Source organism: Rahnella bruchi, assembly GCF_003614975.1.
GTDB lineage: Bacteria > Pseudomonadota > Gammaproteobacteria > Enterobacterales > Enterobacteriaceae > Rahnella > Rahnella bruchi.
In genome coordinates this window covers 37,259-58,081 of sequence record NZ_QZWI01000006.1, presented here as the reverse complement: position 1 = coordinate 58,081, position 20,823 = coordinate 37,259, and the positions used below count along the sequence as shown (strand labels likewise).

The window sequence follows — 20,823 nt, the reverse complement described above, 5'->3', positions numbered from 1 at the left end:
ACCTGAGGACTCTCTGACACACTGAACCATTCACGGTGAATATGCTGTTTTTTACATCAAACGTCCGAAATGGGGGAAATAACTATTGACGCCTGTGGGAAAATCTCTAGAATTCGCCCCCGTGGTTGTGTTACTTGCTGATGACATTCCGATGAATGCGTCAACACAGTAATCAATTGGAAGCGATGGTGGCGGAATTGGTAGACGCGCTAGCTTCAGGTGTTAGTGTCCTTTGGATGTGAGGGTTCGAGTCCCTCCCTTCGCACCACTCCGGTGATATAAATCGAATCAGCAGTAAGCAGAAATCATCTGTGCGAAGGTGGCGGAATTGGTAGACGCGCTAGCTTCAGGTGTTAGTGTTCTTACGGACGTGAGGGTTCAAGTCCCTCTCTTCGCACCACATGATTTTGCTCCTCAGCTTTACACTCCTGTATGACCTCTTTCGATTTCAAAAAGTAAAAAAGCCCTACAGCCTTGCTGTGTTTTTTATTTTTCATCCTGATTTCCTTTTATTTATGACGACTTCTTAAAGCAAACTAAAATTCAACGTTACCGCAGCCAGTCCGCCTGCCAGCGCCATAAACGACGGCAGCAGCATGTAATGACGCAAAGTGCGGTGAAACAGCATGACCAATGTTGCCAGCATTGCGACCACCACCAGCATCCGCAGCTGGTCGAGCGTCATATGCGTCAGCGCCAGCAAAGGCATTAGTGCACAGGGCAGCAACACACCCCAGCCACTGGTGAGACGCTTACCCAATATCCAGACAACCGCCCAGATCCCACATGCTATGACAATCGCCGGTATCATAACCCTGCTCCAAACGTTGATAATGAGAACCAATATCATATAGGATTTTTTCTCATTTACCACCTATTTGCAGTCGTCCCCTCCGTTAGGGTGACACCTGACGACAAAAGTGCTAATTTTGAAGCGGTAAAACAAATTAGCTCAAGCACCTATATTAAAATAGTTACGCTAATAACGACATTTATTGAATTCTAATAATTACCTATTAGAACTATTAGCCTGTCTGCATGCAATCTTGCTTAACCGAATAAGCACGCAGTATAAGGCGATATGACACTTTTTCTATTCAGACCAACACACGCTAAATAGAGTAAATTTGATGATATCTCATTCCTATGATGAGCTGCTGAAAAGCAAACATCGGCTGGCGATGTTGCTATTCTTTTTTTTAAATAGTGCCACTGCGCTATTTTCTATGGTTTATCCGCCAGAAGGCTCGTCCTCAATGCCTTTTCCACTGGTCCTGATTTGTGGCCTATGCTGCGCGGGATTAATATTTTCATTTTTCAGCAAGAAAAATTATTCTGCTCATCTGAATATGTGCTCCGTCATCGTCGGGCTGTTATGGGGATGGCAAATAGCCTTTCGTTTTGCTGAAATTGGTCAGACAGATAAAAATTATCTTCTGGTCAGTTTACTCAGTATATTCTTTATCAGTGCTATCGCTTTATCAGATAATTTTCTGGCTTTTTGTCTTCATGCAGTACCTTCGACTATTTGCGTCATCTTTTTAGACGATTTTCAACACGTCGGGCGTATCTTATTTACCATTTCCCTGCCGCTGATAGGTCTGTGGTTACACCATCTGATGCTCAAACGCAGCGATGAATTTACGCGCAGAATGGTGTCCAATCTGTACAGCGAGCGGGAGAAATTCAGCGACCTGAGTATGCTGGATCCGCTCACCGGCCTGTATAACCGTCGCGGGCTGCAAAACAAGCTGGAAACCTTGTTTAATCAGGCTTCCGGGCACTACGTCATGCTGCTGGATATCGACCATTTCAAAGCCTACAACGACAACTACGGCCATCATATGGGCGACCAGGCGCTGGTGCGCGTTTCAGCCGCTATACGCGATGCCGTCCGTTCCCGGGATGTGGTTGTCCGCTATGGCGGCGAGGAATTTCTGGTGCTGATGTCTAACGTCAAGCAGGAGCATGCGGTTCGCATGGCGGAACGCATCCAGAATAAAGTTCTCGGGCTGAATATTCAGCATTTGTTTAATGCGGAAGTCTCCACGCATGTCACGGTCAGTGCCGGACTCGCCGCACTTGAAGAAGGCGATTTTATTCGGGCTCTGGGTAAAGCTGATTCCTCACTGTATAACGCCAAAAACAGCGGACGTAATAAGATATTCTATGCCTGGGAAGAAGACAGAGACACGGATGACACTATCGAGGAAGTCATCGGGGAAAGAATGGCCTGAGGAATTGCTGAAAGTAACATTGATAACAGCGTTTTTATTGTATTTATTTCCCGCTTACATATTTATCACGGTCAGATAGTCATTATTAGTGCCGTACATTCATTTCTGCTGCATAACCATTCAACTTTCAGCCAGATTAACGATTCTGGCTGAAAGATAATCGCTTATTTATCATATTGAATGTTACTGAACGATGTTACCTTTTGATTTCACGAATTTGCTTAAATAATCTAAAACCGTCGAACGACCCCATCTTAATAAATTTGAATAAAGATAATCCTAAACTCCATTTTTAAATGTTTTGAACTTCCTGTCTGCTGCACCTACTCGCTCATTCCCTGCGCCAGCAAAACACGCTACTCTCTTGTTTTAACATGATTATTCTTTCCATTTCTTAATTTGTGAACTGACTCACCCCGACCTTTCGGCGAGTGCCAGCACTTATTTTCACGTGGCACTGACCGGAAGGTTGCTCCTCCGGACACTTCTTACACTAACGCCCAGCCGCAGCCCTGACTTCTGACGGATCAGCAGGGCGCGGCGTTTTTACTTATCTCTTCACCAGTACGTTTATCTACATAAAAAGGTCCGGTGTATGAACAATTCGATAGTTTTAGGGATTATCTGGCATCTGATAGGAGCGGCCAGCGCAGCTTGCTTCTATGCACCTTTCAAACAAGTCAAAAAATGGTCATGGGAAACCATGTGGTCGCTGGGCGGTTTCTTCTCGTGGATTATTCTTCCCTGGGTCGTCAGCTACATTTTACTCCCTGATTTCTGGGCATATTACGGTTCATTCAGTTTTGCGACGCTCCTTCCCATCTTCCTGTTCGGCGCAATGTGGGGCATCGGTAACATCAACTACGGCCTGACCATGCGCTATCTCGGCATGTCTTTAGGAATAGGGATTGCCATCGGCATCACCCTGATCATCGGCACGCTGATGACGCCCATCCTGCAAGGGAAAATTGACATGCTGTTCGGCACTGCCGGCGGTCAGCTGACGTTGCTCGGCGTCTTTGTCGCCGTGATTGGGGTAGGCGTGGTCAGTTACGCCGGTTATCTGAAAGAGAAAGCTCTCGGTATTAAGGCAGAAGAATTCAACCTGAAAAAAGGGCTGATCCTGGCCGTCATGTGCGGCGTTTTCTCTGCCGGGATGTCTTTCGCCATGAGTGCCGCAGTACCGATGCATGAGGCTGCACGGGCGTTGGGTATCGACCCGCTGTACGTCGCGCTGCCAAGCTATGTGGTTATTATGGGTGGCGGTGCCATCGTCAACCTTGGCTTCTGTTTTATCCGCCTCGCTACGCGTAAAAGCATCTCGCTCAGGGCAGATATGTCGGTCACGAAATCTCTGCTGCTCACCAACATCATGTTCTCGATAATTGCCGGTGTGATGTGGTATTTGCAATTCTTCTTCTACGCATGGGGCCACGCCAGCATTCCGATCAAATATGACTACATGAGCTGGATGCTGCATATGAGCTTCTACGTATTGTGCGGCGGGATTGTCGGGCTGATATTGAAAGAATGGACCGGCGTTGGCAAAAAGCCGGTCAGGATCCTGATCATTGGCGGTTTGGTTATCATTCTGGCGGCCAATATCGTCGGTCTGGGATTAGCGCTGTAACGCGTAAAACGCTTTAAAAGACAGTCCTTAAAAGACGGCAGAAATTATTCTGCCGTCATCAGTGACAAGGATGTTTTTCCTCCCTGTCCGACGAAACGATGCCGGTAATCACGCGGCGATACACCACAGGCGCGACTGAACACCACAGAGAAATAGTTACTGTCATCAAATCCGCACTCTGCCGCCACATCACTGATCGTCATGCTGCCATAGCGCAATAAACTCATTGCCCGGCACAGCCTTAGCTGTCGCAAATAATGGTTCACATTCATGCCGGTATGTTGTTTGAAGATCGAGCGTAAAGTGCGGGGATTTAGCTGGTGCTGTTGGCAAAAAGTCTCCAGATGGAAAGGTTCAGCGATATTTGCCCGCAGCGCCATCAGCAAAAGGTCCAGCTGATGGGCATCGGGTAAAGCCCCGCTGTCAGGCCGCTGGCGAAAACGCAGCAACAGCAACGCCAGCTGCATCAGCAACGCCTCACTCAGCTGAACGGAAAGTGGCTCGGATTTCATACATTCTTTGGCAAGCTCATCGACTTTGTCGCGCAGAACAGACATTCCGAGGGTACTCAGCCGCCAGTAACGTTGCTCCTGGCTGACGCCTTCCCCCGGCAGTAATTGTGACCAGTCAGCCGTCAGCCCAAAACGCTCACGACAAAACAGCACATTATCCAGCGCCAGTTCGTTGACCGATTCGTAACTGTGGCGATCCCGCGAATTAATATAGAACAGGTCGCCGCAGGTGATGGGATAAGGAATGTCGTTCCAGATATGCAGGCCGTTGCCGCGCCAGACAATCACCAGCTCGTCAAAATCATGATCGTGACTGGGAAAATCCGCCTGCGGGTGGCGCTCCGCCACCACCACCGAATTCATTCCCGTCAGAAAGAAGTCATTTTTAAAAAGTCTTAGCGACATAGCAACAATCTCATACCCGTTTGACGACAAAATAAACGAGGCGGATCAGGCAGGAAAACCCCGAAACCGCAAGAGGTGCCGCTTAACGTAACTGATCACGCATGAGTTTTGGCGACACCGAAAATTCCCGACGGAACTGCGTCGAGAAGTGGTTACTGTCACTGAATCCACAGGCGTAAGCGATATCCGTAATACTTTGATCGCTATGATGTAAACGACGGCGCGCCTCAAGTAAACGCAACCGGTTGAGATAACGCTGCGGTGTCATGCCGGTGTAATGCTTCATCTGACGGTGCAGGGTTCGCAGCGCCAGCGAAAAACGTTCTGCGGCTTCGGTCCAGTTAACATCCTCACTGTAATGTGACTGGAGCCATTGCAAAAGTTGATTGACCCTGTTTTCGGAGGTATCTCGCAATTGTGGCTGGAAACAATCCTGATAGAGCAGGATCAGCAGTTGTAAAAACAAACTTTCGCGCGTGGCGATATGCTCCATTTCCACACTGGCAGGCAAGGCTTCAAGTTGCGTGATGCAGTTCAGAACCTGTTGCATGACGCAGGGACTGAGCTGCCAGTGGATCTGCGACTGATAGTGATGTTCCTGCGGCAAAAAATGGCCGACGTCCTGAATAAACCTGAATGCCTTAGGCGAGCGGAATAACACATTGGTCAGGCGCAAATTATCCACATTTTCAAATAAATGGTGATCGCTGGCGCGGACAAAACAAACGGTCCCCGCCGTCAGCGTGTAAGGATTGTCATTAAAGATATGAACCCCTGATCCGCTCTCCACCAGCATAATCTCGTGAAAATCATGGTAATGCTCCGGGAATACGTCTTGCGGAAGACGCCGCTCAACCGTCACAGTCAGCTCAGGTGCCGCAAAATAATCATCACCCTTAAGTAACGTCATTTATCGCCTCCGGTTCAAAAAATCATCATACTTCGGGAAACAACCCTACCCTGTGCCCGACGTTCTTACCTTCAAACCACGGCATGAAAAACGTCATAAACGGTCATTTTTTCAAGATTGCCGCCACCATCATTCGGATCTGCGGCAAAGATCACAGTCACTTATCCCTCGTTACCTCTGCGTTGCAAAATTCGTTCAGACCAGCTTTGAGCCGATCTGTGATCTGCCTCGCATCTACCTTTTTGATGCTGCCATCCCGCCAAAACCGGTGGCAATCACCGGAAGGTGCCCCCGCAACACCTCCCCTACACTGGCCGCATACTCAACAAGGAATGGCCGCTATGAGAACTCACCATCTTGCCGCTATTGACCTCGGCGCTTCCAGCGGACGGGTGATGCTGGCGACGTTTACCCGTCAGGATCCGCAGCCGGAAGCGACACTGACGCTGAAAGAAATCCACCGTTTTCCTAATAATCTGACCCGCATTGACGGCCATGACACCTGGGATCTGGATGCGCTGGAGCAGCACATTCTCGAAGGGCTGAATCGCCTTGATGCTTCAGGTATTGAACTGGATGGGATCGGTATTGATACCTGGGGCGTGGATTACGTATTGCTCGATGAACAGGGCCAGCGGGTGGGTTTACCGGTGGCCTATCGCGACAACCGCACTGAAGGCGTGATGGCGCGGATGGAACAGCAGTTTGGCCGCGAGAGTCTCTATCAGAAAACCGGCATTCAGTTTATGCCGTTTAACACCCTTTATCAGTTACGGGCGCTGAGTGAACAACAACCTGAGATCGTCAGCCAGGCCGCGCATATGCTGATGATTCCGGACTACTTTATGTACCGCCTGACCGGAAAGCTGAACTGGGAATATACCAACGCCAGCACCACGCAAATGCTCAATATCTCTACCGGGAACTGGGATGAAGATCTGCTGAAACTGGCAGGCGTTCCCCGCCGGTGGCTGCAAAAACCTACACAACCAGGCAATTCACCGGGCTTGTGGCAAAGCCCGCGGGGCCGCAGTGTACCGGTTTTCAGCGTCGCCACGCACGACACTGCCAGCGCAGTTGTCGCCGCTCCGCTGACCGGCCCGAACAGCGCCTATCTCAGTTCCGGCACCTGGTCATTAATGGGCATCGAAAGCCCGAAAGCGTTCAATCACGCGCAGGCCTTACAAGACAACATTACCAATGAAGGCGGCATCAACGGCAGCTATCGCGTCCTGCGAAATATCATGGGGATGTGGCTTTTCCAGCGGGTGTGCCGAGAGCTGAATATTCAGAACCTGCCGTCATTAATAACGCTGGCTAAAAATATTGAGCCATTTACCTACCTAATCAACCCGAACGAAGACCGCTTTATCAATCCGGCTTCAATGGTGGATGCCATCCGGGAAGCCTGTCAGCAGGCTGGCGGGCCCGTGCCTGAATCAGCCGCCGAACTGGCGCGGTGCATTTTCGACAGCCTCGCGATGCTTTATCGCAGAATCGCCCTGCAACTGGCCGGTTTACAAGGCGCACCACTCGAAGATATTCACATCGTGGGCGGCGGTAGCCAGAACCAGTTCCTGAACCAGCTTTGCGCGGACGTCTGCCAGATCAACGTCAGCGCCGGACCGGTTGAAGCATCGACGCTCGGCAATATCGGCTGCCAGCTGATGGCCCTGAACGCCGTAAAAGATACCGCTGAATTTCGTCGCATCGTCGCCACGAACTTCGAGCAACACCATTACATTCCCCGTAACCACGCGGATTTCGCTATTCACTGGCGCCGTTTTCAGGCGCTATGTCACGCCAATGAGGAGCTCGCAGTATGACTTCATCTATCGACCACGCATGGACGCTTGCCAAAGAACGCTTTGCACAGTTGGGCATTGATGCCGAAGCCGCAATCAAACAACTCGATACCCTGCCCGTTTCTATTCATTGCTGGCAGGGGGATGACGTCGCGGGCTTTGAAAATCCGGAAGGCGGTCTGACCGGTGGCATTCAGGCGACCGGTAATTATCCCGGTAAAGCGCGAAATGCACAGCAGCTGCGAGCGGACTTAGAACTGGCCATTTCGATGATCCCCGGCCCTAACCGTCTGAACCTGCATGCTATTTATCTGGAATCCGATAAACCGGTGCCGCGTAATGAAATCGAACCTAAGCATTTCACCGGCTGGGTAGACTGGGCGAAGAAAAACAAACTGGGGCTGGATTTCAATCCGTCCTGCTTCTCCCACCCGATGAGTGCCGACGGCTTCACGCTTTCCAGCGCGAACCCGGAAGTACGTCAGTTCTGGATTGAGCATTGCCAGGCAAGTCGCCGCGTATCTGCTTCATTTGGTCGCGCGCTGGGCACGCCATCCGTAATGAACATCTGGGTGCCGGACGGCATGAAAGACGTCACCGTCGATCGTCTGGCTCCGCGTGAGCGCCTGATGAGTGCGCTGGACGAAGTGATTTCGGAGAAATTCGACCTTTCTGAACACATCGATGCGGTCGAAAGCAAACTGTTCGGCATCGGCTCAGAGAGCTATACCGTCGGCTCCAACGAGTTCTATCTGGGTTACGCCGCCAGCCGTGGTACCGCACTGTGCCTTGATGCCGGACACTTCCACCCGACTGAAGTGATTTCCGACAAAATCTCGGCCGCCATGTTGTATGTGCCACGCCTGCTGCTGCACGTCAGCCGTCCGGTGCGCTGGGACAGCGATCATGTGGTACTGCTGGACGATGAAACGCAGGCCATTGCCAGCGAAATCGTGCGTCACAACCTGTTTAACCGCGTTCATATCGGGTTGGATTTCTTTGATGCTTCGATCAACCGCATCGCTGCGTGGGTGATCGGCACCCGCAACATGAAAAAAGCGCTCCTTAAAGCCCTGCTGGAACCGACAGACTTACTGAAAAAGCTGGAAGTCGAAGGGGATTACACCGCCCGTCTGGCAATGCTGGAAGAGCAGAAATCCCTGCCGTGGCAGGCGGTATGGGATATGTATTGCCAGCGCCACGACGTACCAGTCGGCGGCCAGTGGCTCGACACCGTGCGCCATTACGAAACCAGCGTGTTAGCCAAACGCTAAGGTCAGACAAACGCTTAGGTTTTTATAACCTTTAGGTGGGCTGACAGCACGGAAGAAACGCATTCACTCTATTTGCAGGAAAGAACTGATGAAAACATTATTTAGCTCGTGGTTTGTGCAGGGCATGGTCAAAGCGACAACCGATATGTGGCTGAAAGGCTGGGATGAGCGCAACGGCGGAAACGTCAGCATGCGTCTGTTACCCGAAGACGTGGCGCCCTACAAAAATGATTTCTATGCCCAGCCGCGTCAGGTCGAACTGACGCAGCACGCGCCGGATCTGGCCAACGAATACTTCATCGTCACCGGCTCCGGTAAGTTCTTCCGTAACGTGCAACTGGCACCGTCAGAAGCACTGACCGTTATTCAGCTCGATGATAAAGGCGCCAGCTACAAAATTCTGTGGGGCCTGACCGCTGGCGGTCTGCCGACGTCAGAACTGGCATCGCATCTGCTATCACATGCCGTGCGTAAACGCGTCACAAACGGTCAGGATCGCGTGATCATGCATTGCCACGCCACTAACCTGATTGCGCTGACCTATGTGCTGGAACTCGACAGCGCCAAGATCACCCGCAAGCTGTGGGAATGCAGCACCGAATGTCTGGTGGTCTTCCCGGACGGTGTCGGTATCGTACCGTGGATGGTGCCAGGCACCGACGGCATTGGCGCCGCGACTTCTGATCAGATGCAACATCACAGCCTGGTGCTGTGGGCATTCCACGGCATTTTTGGCTGCGGCCCGACGCTGGATGACGCCTTCGGCCTGATTGACACCGCTGAAAAATCGGCAGAGATCCTGGTCAAAGTCATTTCCATGGGTGGCATGAAACAGACCATCCAGACCGACGAACTGATTGCCCTCGGCAAACGTTTTGAGGTCACGCCTTTCGAGGCAGCACTGAAAGCCTGATATAAAAAAACTGTCTGATAATTTTTTAACGGGGAGCAACGGATGCTCCCCGCTTAAGATCGGCGAAGACCACATACAGAACATCGCAGGGCACGGATCACATAACCTTTTCCGGAGTACAACGGGAAATTGAGAGGGATTTTTTTATGAGTTTTATGTTGGCCTTACCTAAAATCAGCCTTCACGGTCAGGGCGCTATCGAAGATATGGTCGCGATGCTGGCAACCCATCAGCACGGCAAAGCACTCATCGTCACCGACGGCCAGTTAGTCGAACTCGGCCTGCTCGACGGTTTATTCTCTGCACTCAAACAAGCCGGATTGCCCTACGCTCTCTACGGCGGCGTGGTGCCGAATCCAACCTCAGCCCATGTCGATGAAGGTTTTCGTCAGTATCAGGAAAATCACTGCGATTACCTGATCGCCTTCGGTGGCGGCAGCCCGATTGATACCGCCAAAGGCATCAAAATTCTGACCGCGAATCCGGGACCCGCAACAAACTATTCCGGTGTCGGCAAAGTGACGAAACCTGGCGTCTTTCTGGTGGCGATAAACACTACCGCAGGCACCGCCGCTGAACTCACCAGCAATGCGGTGATCATCGACAGCCAGCGTCATGTAAAAGAAGTGATCATTGATACCAATCTGATCCCGGATATTGCCGTCGACGATCCGTCGATTATGCTTAAGATCCCGGCAGGCATTACCGCTGCGACCGGTATGGATGCCCTGACGCACGCTATTGAAGCCTATGTTTCTGTCGGCGCGCATCCGCTGACTGATCCGACCGCGCTGGCCGCGATTTCCATGATCACCCAGTGGCTGCCAAAAGCCGTTGATCACGGGGATAATCTGGAAGCACGCGAAAAAATGGCGCAGGGACAATATCTGGCAGGCATGGCGTTTAACAGCGCCGGTCTGGGACTGGTTCATGCAATGGCGCATCAGCCGGGCGCAACACACAACCTGCCGCACGGCGTCTGTAATGCGATTTTGCTGCCTGTCGTCGAAGAGTTTAACCGCGCTTGCACCCCGCATCGTTTTGCTGATATCGCCCGCGCAATGGGCGTACATACACAGAGCATCAGCGAAACGCAGGCCAGCATCGCGGCGATTGATGCTATCCGAAAATTATCCGCCCGCGTGGGGATCCCTTCTGGTTTCAAAGAGTTGGGGATTAAAGAAGCCGATATTGAAGGATGGCTGGATAAAGCGCTGGCTGACCCGTGTGCACCCTGTAATCCGCGCACGCCAACGCGTGAAGAAGTGCGCGAGCTGTATCTGAAAGCGATGTAGTTTTTAAGCTTCCGCCTTTGTGAAGAGAATAAGCCGGTGTAATTTCTTTACTCCTCCCCCTGCGAAGGGGTGGGAGCAAAACCAACAGGAGAAAATATGATCCGTAAATCCTTCGTAATGCAGGTCAATCCCGATGCGCACGCGGAATATCAGCGCCGCCATACGCCTATCTGGCCGGAACTGGAAGAAACCCTGAAAGCACATGGTGCGCATCACTACAGCATTTTTCTCGATGAAAAACGCAATCTGCTGTTCGCTTATGTCGAGATCGAATCGGAAGAAAGGTGGAACGCGGTGGCAAAAACGGATATCTGCCAGCAATGGTGGAAGCATATGGCAGACGTAATGCCTGCCAATGCCGATAACAGCCCGGTGAGCAGTGAACTTAAACCGGTTTTTTACCTCGATTAGTTCTCTGCTGGCTGCCTTTTACTTGCGCGGCCGGTTTGCCTTTTCCCGCAGCAGGATTTTGTGCTCTGGACGCGGTAAAACGCGTCGTTGCCGGTTTATCTCTGGCTGAGCGCGACGGCGTAAACTTCGGATCAAAGCCGTCTGGCGGCACCAGACAGTCCGGGCGGATCCCAATGAGACGACGCATTCCCATTGCCGTCAGTGCCTCGCGGATCACCGGCCAGTTCACCGGATCATGATAGCGCAGCAGCGCTTTATGCAACCGCCGCTGACGATCGCCTTTCGGCACCACCACGTCTTCGCTTTTATAATCGACCTTACTGAGCGGGTTTTTCCCGCTGTAATACATCGTGGTCGCACTGGCGAGCGGTGACGGATAGAAGTTCTGCACCTGATCCAGACGGAAGCGGTTTTTCTTCAACCACAGCGCCAGATTGATCATATCTTCGGTGCGCGTGCCAGGGTGCGCGGAGATGAAATACGGGATCAGATACTGCTCTTTTCCGGCTTGTTTTGAGTAACTGTCAAACAGTTCCTTGAACCGGTAATAACTGCTCATGCCCGGCTTCATCATTTTAGAAAGCGGGCCGGTTTCGGTGTGTTCCGGCGCGATCTTCAGATAACCGCCAACATGATGTTCGGCCAGCTCTTTGATATAACGCGGATCTTCTACCGCCAGATCATACCTTACACCCGAAGCGATCAGGATTTTCTTGATACCTTTCAGGCTGCGCGTGCGGCGGTAAAGATTGATCGTCGGCTCATGGTTAGTGTCCATGTGCGTACATATTTCGGGATACACGCAGGATGCGCGGCGACAGCTTTGTTCCGCTTTTGGCGACTGACAGCGCAGCATATACATGTTGGCGGTCGGTCCCCCGAGATCGGAAATCACGCCAGTGAATCCCGGCACGCTGTCGCGGATCTCTTCGATTTCCCGAACGATCGACTCTTCCGAACGGCTCTGAATGATCCGCCCTTCGTGCTCGGTGATCGAACAGAACGCACACCCGCCGTAACAGCCACGCATGATATTGATCGAAAAACGGATCATGTCATACGCCGGAATAGTTGCTTTGCCGTAGGAAGGATGCGGTACGCGCTGGAATGGCAGGCCAAAAACCTCGTCCATCTCTTCAGTCGATAACGGGATCGCCGGTGGATTAATCCACACATAGCGATCACCATGCTTTTGCATCAGGGCGCGCGCGCAGCCGGGATTGGTTTCGTGATGCAAAATACGCGAGGTATGGGCGTACAGCACTTTGTCGCCTTTCACTTTTTCAAATGACGGCAGCAATACGTACGTTTTTTCCCACGGCTTAAGCTTTGGCGCACGCACGGTTACCGGTTGCGGAGCATCCGGTGCTGGCAATTCGCCTTCTGAACACGGCAAGTCTTCGCCATAAGGATTCATGATCGGCTCAATGCGACCCGGCTTATCCAGGCGCGTGGAATCGACACCACTCCAGCCGATCAGCGCCGTTCTGCGCATGACTGCGGTATTGCGCACGTCGTGAATATCAGTAATAGATTCGCCCGCCGCCAGACGGTGCGCCACTTCCACCAGCGGCCTTTCACCGTTGCCGTAAATCAGCATATCGGCCTTGGAATCTACCAGCACCGAACGCCGCACGGTATCAGACCAGTAATCGTAATGCGCGATACGCCGCAGACTGGCTTCGATTCCGCCGAGTACAACTGGCACATCACTGAAGGCTTCCTTGCAGCGTTGCGTATAGACCAGCGTGGCGCGATCCGGACGTTTTCCGCCAACGTTACCCGGCGTATAGGCATCGTCATGGCGCAGTTTACGGTCTGCGGTATAACGGTTGATCATCGAATCCATATTGCCGGCGGTCACGCCATAAAACAGATTCGGTTTGCCAAGCCGCATGAAATCGTCTTTGTTGGTCCAGTCCGGCTGCGCGATGATCCCGACACGAAACCCCTGCGCTTCCAGCATTCTGCCAATGATCGCCATACCGAAACTCGGATGATCAACATACGCATCGCCAGTCACTACGATCACATCACAACTGTCCCAGCCCAGTTCATCCATTTCCGCCCGGCTCATCGGGAAAAACGGCGCAGTGCCGTAACATTCGGCCCAGTAGCGAGGGTAAGAAAACAGGGTGCGATCGGGTTGGATCAGGCTGATTGGCATAAAGAGGTTCTTCATCGGCGGCAAATAATTGGCCGCAAATTATACGGGTGGGAAGTAAGCTGGGGGCGGACAAATGACCAAAACTTGTTTTAGATCAATTTTGCTGTTTGCAATAAAAAGGCCCACCGGTTTCCCGGCAGGCCTTTTCGATTACTACGGGATGACTTATTTCTTAGCCAGCGCCTCAAACACTTTTTCGACTGCGACGGCACCCGGATCTTTAACACCTTTCAGGCTGTCGCTGCTGAGATAGGATGAGCGCCCGGCATTGGCTTTCTTCATGCCTGCCGTATCTTTTGCGCCTTTAGCAGCGGCTTTCGCGGCACCTTTCAGCGCATCTTTCTTACCTAGGGCTTCCAGTGCAGGCTGAAGTGCGTCGATCATCGTGCGATCGCCGAGATCGGCACCGCCGTAATGCTTCATGCGCTCCAGGCCGAACAACAGTGCTTTCGGTAATTTCTCCCCTTCGGCGACTTTCTTACCGGCAGCCGTGAAGAAGATCGACATCAACACGCCGCTCGATCCCCCCATCACGGTCGCCAGACGATCGCCCACCACGCCAAGAAGATCCGCAACATTGTTCAGCGGCAGCTTTTTGCCCTTGTTTTGCTTCTGAATGTCGCGCGCGCCGGTCGCAAATGTCGACCCGGTATCGCCGTCACCCACTTTGGCATCCAGTTTGTTCAGCTCATCTTCCAGACCAGAAAGTGTCTGCGTAATTGTTTCTACAATCTTCCCGACTTCAGCATTTGACGACGCTTTCACGGATTTTTTATCGCTGATGGCTTTCCCTTTTTTGGTCGCCAGTTTTTCCAGCTTAACCAGCGGATGCCAGCCGGCGGCCTCTACTTCGGCCAGCAGTGCCTCCTCAATTCCGCCCTTCAGCGCGATCACAGAAAGCGAAAATCCTTTCATATCCAGCGCACTGACCAGCGATGCCGGGCCGATGAGATAACGCACCGAACTGCCCAGCGCCGAATGCACGACTTCTTTGGTGATCTGGTTCATCTCAAGCGGTGAAACGCCGCCGAGGTTGTTGATAAGCACAGCCAGCTTGTCGCTCTTTTTCACGTGTTGCTGGAGCTTTTCGACCAGCGTATCCACCACTTTTTTACTGTTCTGGGTTTTCATCGTCGAGACGCCCGGCTCGCCGTGAATACCTAAGCCCAGCTCAACATGACCAGATTCGATACGCTGTTCTTCTTCATCTTCACCGCCACCCGGCAGGCTGCATCCCGCGGCTGCCACACCGATGCTGGCGGTGGCATCAATGGCCTGCTGCGCGATTTTGGTCACATCTTTGAGGGATTTCCCCTGCTCCGCCGCATAACCGGCAATTTTATGCACCAGCGCCGTACCTGCGATACCACGTGGCTGCTTGTTATCCGGCAGAGAAATGTCGTCTGATACCATCACCAGCTCAACGTCATAACCCATGCCTTTGGCTTTCTCGGCAGCCAGACCAAAGTTCAGGCGGTCGCCGGTGTAGTTTTTCACGATCAGCAGACAGCCCGCTTTACCGGTGACCGCCACAATGGCATTCAGCACTGCATCCACGCTCGGTGAGGCAAATACTTCGCCGCACACCGCAGCGGTGAGCATACCCTTACCGACAAAACCGACGTGCGCCGGTTCGTGGCCGGAGCCACCGCCGGAAATCAGGGCAACTTTTTTCTTATCCCAGTCGCGGCGAACCACCACGCGAATGGCCGGATCGACGTCCAGTTTTGCCAGATTTTTGTAGGGAGAGGTCAGGATCACCCCTTCTATAACATCGTTAATCAGAGACTTACGGTCATTCATAAAGAATTTAGACATGCCGGATCTTTCCTTTTAACTGTTTTCCAGGTGTTGTGAGGCAGCAAAAACATACCTCAGCGTAATGCAGGTATCTGAAAACATAGCACAGGACAAAAATCAGGAAGGAGACGAGAAAGGCGATTTCCCGCCTTTTTAGTCATATACGGCATCACTGGAATATCCTGAACCCTTCGGGCTGAATGAAAGCGGCTAATGCGGAGGCAGCCTGAAGGGTGCCGGGTATTAGTTACAGGCGAGAACTTTAATTGCCAGCCCGCCCGTCGAGGTTTCACGGTATTTCGAGTTCATGTCTTTGCCAGTTTCGTACATGGTTTCGATAACTTTATCGAGACACACGCGCGGCTCACTGGTACGACGCAGCGCCATACGTGAAGCATTCACTGCTTTCACCGCTGAAATGGCATTTCGCTCGATGCATGGCACCTGAACCTGTCCGGCCAGCGGATCACAGGTCAGCCCGAGGTGATGTTCCATCGCAATTTCCGCTGCCATAAACACCTGCGCGGTGCTGCCGCCCAGCAGTTCAGTCAGACCCGCTGCCGCCATAGAACACGCCACGCCCACTTCGCCCTGACAACCGACTTCTGCACCGGAAATCGAAGCGTTCATTTTAAACAAAATGCCGACCGCGCCGGACGCCAGGAAGAAACGGCTGTAAGAGTCCGGGCTGATCGGACGGATAAACTGATCGTAATACGTCAGAACTGCAGGAATGATTCCGCATGCGCCGTTAGTGGGTGCCGTCACAACACGTCCGCCTGCCGCGTTTTCTTCATTTACCGCCATGGCGAACATATTTATCCAGTCCACGACGCCCATCGGATCGACGTTGTTTTTATCCTGTGTGACCAGAATACGGCGCAGCGCCGCTGCACGACGGTTGATTTTCATCGGCCCCGGCAGCAGACCTTCGGTATGGATACCGCGCGTGATGCCTTCGCTCATCACGTTCCAGATTGCCGCAAAGTGATCGCTGATTTCTGTGCGGGTATGGTCCGCCAGCTCGTTTTGCAGCATAAGAGCCGACAATGAAAGGCCGGTGTCGGTACAGTGTTTTTGCAAATCACTGGCAGACCGGAACGGATACGGACGCACCACCGGGTTTTCATCCTGCATACCGAATTTGCTGGCTTCGACAATAAAGCCGCCACCAATGGAATAGTAGGTTTGCGTGTACAACAGCTCGTCGCCGTTGAATGCGCGGATGGTCATGCCGTTTTCGTGCAGCGGCAGATTATTGAAATGGAAATTCATGCCGGAACCCGCCGGAAAATCCACTTCTTTGGCGCCCTTGCCCAACATCAGTCGCCCGGACGTTTCCACCTGGCGGATAAACCCCGGGATCGCATCGATATCCACATCATCCGGCATATTGCCAGCCAGCCCCATAATGATCGCCAGATCGGTATGGTGACCTTTACCGGTTAACGATAAAGAGCCATAGACATCGACAGCCACGCGGGTGGTATCAGTAATATGGCCAGAAGAGATAAGTTCATCAGTGAATATTTTCCCGGCTTTCATCGGGCCAACAGTATGCGAACTGGAAGGACCAATACCAATTTTGAAAATATCGAAGACGCTGATCACGGTGGACACTCCATGTGAATAATATGACGGGCAAAAACACAGGATAAAAGTGAGCAGGAATATTCCCACTCACTTTATTACATTTTATTTTAACGTTTTAATAATTAACCAATCAGGCTAAATACGATGGCTGACATTGCAATCAGGCCCATAATAACCACAAACACGTTGCTGATGTGGCCGCTGTATTTCTTCATCGCCGGCACTTTGCGAATTGCATACATAGGCATCAGGAATAACAACATCGCAATAATCGGGCCACCCAGAGTTTCAATCATACCCAGAATACTTGGATTCAGAGTAGCGACTAACCAGGTGGTTAATAACATGAAGATGCCGGTATAACGGTTCAGCGTTGGCAGGGCAATCGTTTTGCCTTTTCCGCGCAGGGATTTAATCACCATACCGTTGAAACCTTCGCGCGCCCCCAGATAATGCCCGAGGAAAGATTTGGTAATCGCAATAAAGGCAATAAACGGTGCGATATATTCAATGACCGGGTTAGAGAAGTGGTTGGCTAAATAAGACAGAATAGACACGTTCTGAGATTTGGCTTCCATCAGGTCTGCCGGAGACAGGCTCAGCACGCAGCTGAAGACGAAGAACATCACGGTGATAACCATCATGATGTGGCTAAACGCCAGAATACGTGAACATTTTTTTTCAGCGTCATCGCCGTACTCTTTGCGTTTTGCGACAGCAAAAGAGGAGATAATCGGTGAATGGTTGAAGGAGAAGACCATCACCGGGATGACCAGCCACAACGTCATCAGCATGCCGTGGCCCACGCCATTGCCGGACAGCGAAACATTTTCAAAGACTGACGTATTCCAGTTAGGAATAAGGTACAGCGCCAGCGCCATCAGCACTGCGACAAACGGGAACACCAGAATACTCATCGCTTTTACGATCATATCCTGACCAAAATGCACCAGCGTCATTAAGCCCAGAATGAGGATCAATGACAGCAATGCGCGAGGTGGCGCATTCATATGCATCTGGTGAGTAATAAAGCTTTCAACCGTATTGGTGATCGCCACGCTGTAAACCAGCAGAATAGGATAGATGGCGAAGAAATAAAGCAGAGTAATTAATTTACCGGCTGAAATACCGAAATGCTCTTCCACGACTTCCGTAATATCTTCACCGGCGTTCTTTCCGGATAATACAAACCGGGTTAATCCGCGGTGAGCGAAGAATGTCATTGGAAAGGCGAGGATAGCCATGATGATTAATGGAATTAAACCACCGATACCAGCATTAATAGGGAGGAAAAGAACGCCTGCACCAATTGCCGTTCCATATAAACCTAACATCCACATGGTGTCTGTTTTACGCCAGGAGCTTACCGATTTTTTAGACAGTGTCCCGATTGTTGTATTATCCATGATTCCTCAGTACCTAATTATAAAAATAATTCCGTTTCCCCAGGAATGGTTGATGTTTTTTTACTGCACCCGTCATCAAAAAAACCACCCTGACGGATAAAACATACCATTAATGCGGGCATGATACCTATTGGCAGCATAAAAATCTGGGTAACAGCATAGCTTTGAGATCATGGTCACGAATATCTCTAAAACGCGGTCTGATATTCCTTTAAATTCCAAACTATTAACATTTTCTCTAATTTAAATTCATCAAATAGTGATTACGGTAACATTTATTTTTTGTGATATTTTGTTATGCCCGTGACTATTATTTAAATAACGGTTGAAATACCAGCAAGATGTTTTATTTATAGACTCATTGCCCATGCCTGGTCGCTCAATTATTAATCACATAAGAAATGAAATACTTTAGCATTCCTTCATAATGTGCCGTTTTTCTTCCTTGTGTAAAAAATACGGCACAAAGAGAGCCACATTGCAGCACGAAAATTTTTCCACTTACACTTTCGGAACTATTGCCGATAAAGTTATTCTTACGCCGCTGTAATAATTTCAACCGGAAGCAACACAGAGCGACTCAATGGGAAAAGCCCGATCAACTTTTTACCCACCAGCAAGGACATCCCTGCGCCGTTTTGTTAAGGCTGCGTATGGTGTTGCCCTGCTGATGATGCTGCTGGTCGCTCCGCTGACATCAGGTGTTGCTCAGGCAAGCGATCCGCAGGCGGATGCGGCTGTGGCACAGACCGTCAACGGTATTCTGAGCTACTCACGCTGGCCGGGTGCCACGCCTTCTTCCGCCTTGACGCTTTGCATCATCCCTCCCGTGAAATATGCCGCGCAACTCACCCCCGATGGCAGCGCATTCACCGGAAGACCACTCAAAGTCATGACGCTTCCTTTCGACAGCCCGTTGCTCATCTCAGAGTGCGACGCCATTTATTCCGGCAGCACGACAGCGGATCAGCAGGCGGATTTACATCAGCGTCTGGAAGGCCATGCCATTTTAACTATCGGTGAACAGGATGATGCCTGTGCATTACTGAACGCATTTTGTCTGGTGATGACGCCACTTCATACCGGATTCAAACTGAATCTGGACACGCTGTCCCGCAGCGGCGTGCGGGTTAATCCCGCCGTATTACAACTTGCCAGGGAAAAGGAGTGACCATGGAAAATAAAATTCCTGTTCCTGACGTTGAACAGTCTGGCCAGCGCCTGACGCTGAGCGCTGCACTGAACCGAATTCATGTAATTGTGATTTTAACGGCGATCGGACTCGCCGGTTTTCTGCTGACGCTGCTGGCATTAATCGCCCTGCGCTCGCACGCGGAAAGCAATCTGCAACTGACCGCGCGCGCTATCGGGTACACCACAGAAGCCGCGCTGGTCTTTAATGACCCGGCGGCGGCGCATGACTCGCTGGAATTTATCGCCCGCCGCGGCGATTTCGCGCAGGCAAAAATTCTGACTCCGGCGGGCGCGACCTTCACCGAGTGGCTACGTCCGGTGAACAGCAACTGGGAAAAACTTGGTCAGATAGTCGGTCATGTGGCGTTTCCGGAACCCGTCACGATACCGGTGGTGCATTCGGGCTCAGTCATCGGTACTGTATGGCTGGCGGGAAACGGCAGCAGCCTGATTGGTTTCCTGCTGGAAACCGTTCTTAGCCTGCTCGGCTGTCTGGTACTGACCGCGTTGGTTGCGCTGTATTTTTCCCGCCGGATGCAAAAAGGCATCGTCGATGCCCTTGGTCACATTACGCATGTTACCCATGAAGTCAGTGCTAACCGCTCGTTTAACCTGCGCGTTCCTTCTGCGCCGATTGCGGAGCTGCATACACTGAGCCAGGACTTCAACAGCCTGCTGACTGAGCTGGAAGCCTGGGAGAACCACATGAGGAATGAGAACGTCTCGCTGACGAAAAAAGCGTTGCACGACGGTCTGACCGGTCTGCATAATCGCGCGTTTTTCATTGATACCCTTAATCAGTGTTTCAATCCGATGCGCCCGCCGCTTTCGCTGGCGTTGCTGTTCATCGATGTTGATAATTTTAAGGAAATCAATGACTCACTCGGACATGCTGCCGGCGATCGGGTACTGATGGTGATTGGCGAACGGCTGGCGAAAACGCTGCGCAAAGGTGATGTGCTGGCACGTCTGGGCGGCGATGAGTTTGCCATCCTGCTTGAGCCGATGATTTCTACCGCCGAAGCGGTGGCATTTGCCGAGCGGATTGTCGAGATCATGAAAACGCCGGTCATTTTGCTTAACAACAAAACGCTGGATATCTCACTCAGTATTGGCATTGCACTTTCGCCCTCACAGGCAAACAGTACAAAAGAAATTCTGGAAAAGGCCGATGAGGCCATGTATCGCTCGAAGAAAATCTCTGGCAGTTGCTGGCATGTTTCTACAGGAATGCCACTTTCCGCTGCAATGAAAGACTAAAAGGAATTAAT

At 51.5% G+C, this 20,823-nt stretch carries 17 protein-coding genes and 2 tRNA genes; 11 read left to right on the top strand and 8 right to left on the bottom strand.

Annotated elements, in window-relative coordinates; translation table 11 throughout:
* Positions 1–182 precede the first annotated feature (182 nt).
* Positions 183–268: transfer RNA gene (locus D5398_RS12775), tRNA-Leu, on the top strand.
* A 45-nt stretch (positions 269–313) separates the two neighbouring features.
* A tRNA-Leu gene (locus tag D5398_RS12770) sits at positions 314–400 on the top strand.
* Here D5398_RS12770 and D5398_RS25780 read toward each other — a convergent pair.
* Positions 363–497, bottom strand: a complete 135-nt coding sequence (locus D5398_RS25780; RefSeq protein WP_279635007.1) for a hypothetical protein — start codon at positions 495–497, stop codon at positions 363–365. The two genes, D5398_RS12770 and D5398_RS25780, sit on opposite strands and share 38 nt — an antisense overlap.
* Positions 498–526: 29 nt before the next feature.
* Positions 527–811 (bottom strand): DUF1435 domain-containing protein, encoded by a 285-nt coding sequence (locus D5398_RS12765; protein ID WP_120132563.1) that lies wholly within the window; start codon positions 809–811, stop codon positions 527–529.
* A gap of 319 nt (positions 812–1,130) precedes the next feature.
* On the opposite strand from D5398_RS12765, the gene D5398_RS12760 reads away from it, so the two are divergent.
* Together D5398_RS12760 and rhaT are read left to right on the top strand one after the other, a co-directional pair.
* Entirely contained in the window at positions 1,131–2,237 is a 1,107-nt protein-coding gene (locus D5398_RS12760; protein WP_120507979.1) for a GGDEF domain-containing protein, read from the top strand.
* Between the two features lie 595 nt (positions 2,238–2,832).
* On the top strand, positions 2,833–3,867 hold the full coding sequence (gene rhaT / locus D5398_RS12755; RefSeq protein ID WP_120507978.1) for an L-rhamnose/proton symporter RhaT: 1,035 nt from the start codon (positions 2,833–2,835) through the stop codon (positions 3,865–3,867).
* A gap of 44 nt (positions 3,868–3,911) precedes the next feature.
* Here the strand turns inward: rhaT and rhaR are convergent, their stop codons facing one another.
* Entirely contained in the window at positions 3,912–4,784 is an 873-nt protein-coding gene (gene rhaR / locus D5398_RS12750) for an HTH-type transcriptional activator RhaR (protein WP_120507977.1), read from the bottom strand.
* An 82-nt stretch (positions 4,785–4,866) separates the two neighbouring features.
* The gene (gene rhaS / locus D5398_RS12745; protein ID WP_120507976.1) at positions 4,867–5,694 is read right to left on the bottom strand and encodes an HTH-type transcriptional activator RhaS; all 828 of its coding nucleotides are present in this window, start codon (positions 5,692–5,694) and stop codon (positions 4,867–4,869) included.
* 341 nt (positions 5,695–6,035) lie between these two features.
* Here rhaS and rhaB point away from each other — a divergent pair, with 341 nt between their 5' ends.
* The 5 genes from rhaB (at position 6,036) to rhaM (ending at position 11,392) form a co-directional block, all read left to right on the top strand.
* Entirely contained in the window at positions 6,036–7,520 is a 1,485-nt protein-coding gene (gene rhaB / locus D5398_RS12740) for a rhamnulokinase (protein ID WP_120507975.1), read from the top strand.
* Positions 7,517–8,773: an L-rhamnose isomerase gene (locus D5398_RS12735; protein ID WP_120507974.1), complete on the top strand. Its 1,257-nt coding sequence runs from the start codon at positions 7,517–7,519 to the stop codon at positions 8,771–8,773. Before rhaB ends, D5398_RS12735 begins: the two co-directional genes overlap by 4 nt.
* 88 nt (positions 8,774–8,861) lie before the next feature.
* Positions 8,862–9,686 (top strand): rhamnulose-1-phosphate aldolase, encoded by an 825-nt coding sequence (gene rhaD / locus D5398_RS12730; protein WP_120507973.1) that lies wholly within the window; start codon positions 8,862–8,864, stop codon positions 9,684–9,686.
* Positions 9,687–9,832: 146 nt separating this feature from the next.
* Entirely contained in the window at positions 9,833–10,981 is a 1,149-nt protein-coding gene (gene fucO / locus D5398_RS12725) for a lactaldehyde reductase (protein WP_120507972.1), read from the top strand.
* Between the two features lie 96 nt (positions 10,982–11,077).
* Positions 11,078–11,392, top strand: coding sequence for an L-rhamnose mutarotase (gene rhaM / locus D5398_RS12720; protein ID WP_120507971.1), 315 nt, complete (start codon positions 11,078–11,080; stop codon positions 11,390–11,392).
* On the opposite strand, the gene D5398_RS12715 is transcribed toward rhaM, so the two are convergent.
* From D5398_RS12715 to D5398_RS12700, 4 genes are all read right to left on the bottom strand, one after another.
* Entirely contained in the window at positions 11,367–13,559 is a 2,193-nt protein-coding gene (locus tag D5398_RS12715; protein WP_120507970.1) for a YgiQ family radical SAM protein, read from the bottom strand. The genes rhaM and D5398_RS12715 overlap by 26 nt on opposite strands.
* Before the next feature lie 165 nt (positions 13,560–13,724).
* A complete protein-coding gene (locus D5398_RS12710; protein ID WP_120507969.1) occupies positions 13,725–15,377 on the bottom strand; it encodes a dihydroxyacetone kinase subunit DhaK in 1,653 nt (550 codons plus the stop codon).
* A gap of 225 nt (positions 15,378–15,602) precedes the next feature.
* Complete coding sequence (locus D5398_RS12705) at positions 15,603–16,970, bottom strand: L-serine ammonia-lyase (RefSeq protein ID WP_120507968.1); 1,368 nt, start codon at positions 16,968–16,970, stop codon at positions 15,603–15,605.
* Positions 16,971–17,074: 104 nt separating this feature from the next.
* The gene (locus tag D5398_RS12700) at positions 17,075–18,358 is read right to left on the bottom strand and encodes an HAAAP family serine/threonine permease (protein ID WP_120507967.1); all 1,284 of its coding nucleotides are present in this window, start codon (positions 18,356–18,358) and stop codon (positions 17,075–17,077) included.
* Between the two features lie 583 nt (positions 18,359–18,941).
* Here D5398_RS12700 and yfiR point away from each other — a divergent pair.
* Complete coding sequence (yfiR, locus tag D5398_RS12695; RefSeq protein WP_244216759.1) at positions 18,942–19,529, top strand: regulatory sequestration protein YfiR; 588 nt, start codon at positions 18,942–18,944, stop codon at positions 19,527–19,529.
* A 2-nt stretch (positions 19,530–19,531) separates the two neighbouring features.
* Positions 19,532–20,812, top strand: a complete 1,281-nt coding sequence (gene dgcN, locus D5398_RS12690) for a diguanylate cyclase DgcN/YfiN (protein ID WP_120507966.1) — start codon at positions 19,532–19,534, stop codon at positions 20,810–20,812.
* Positions 20,813–20,823 lie beyond the last annotated feature (11 nt).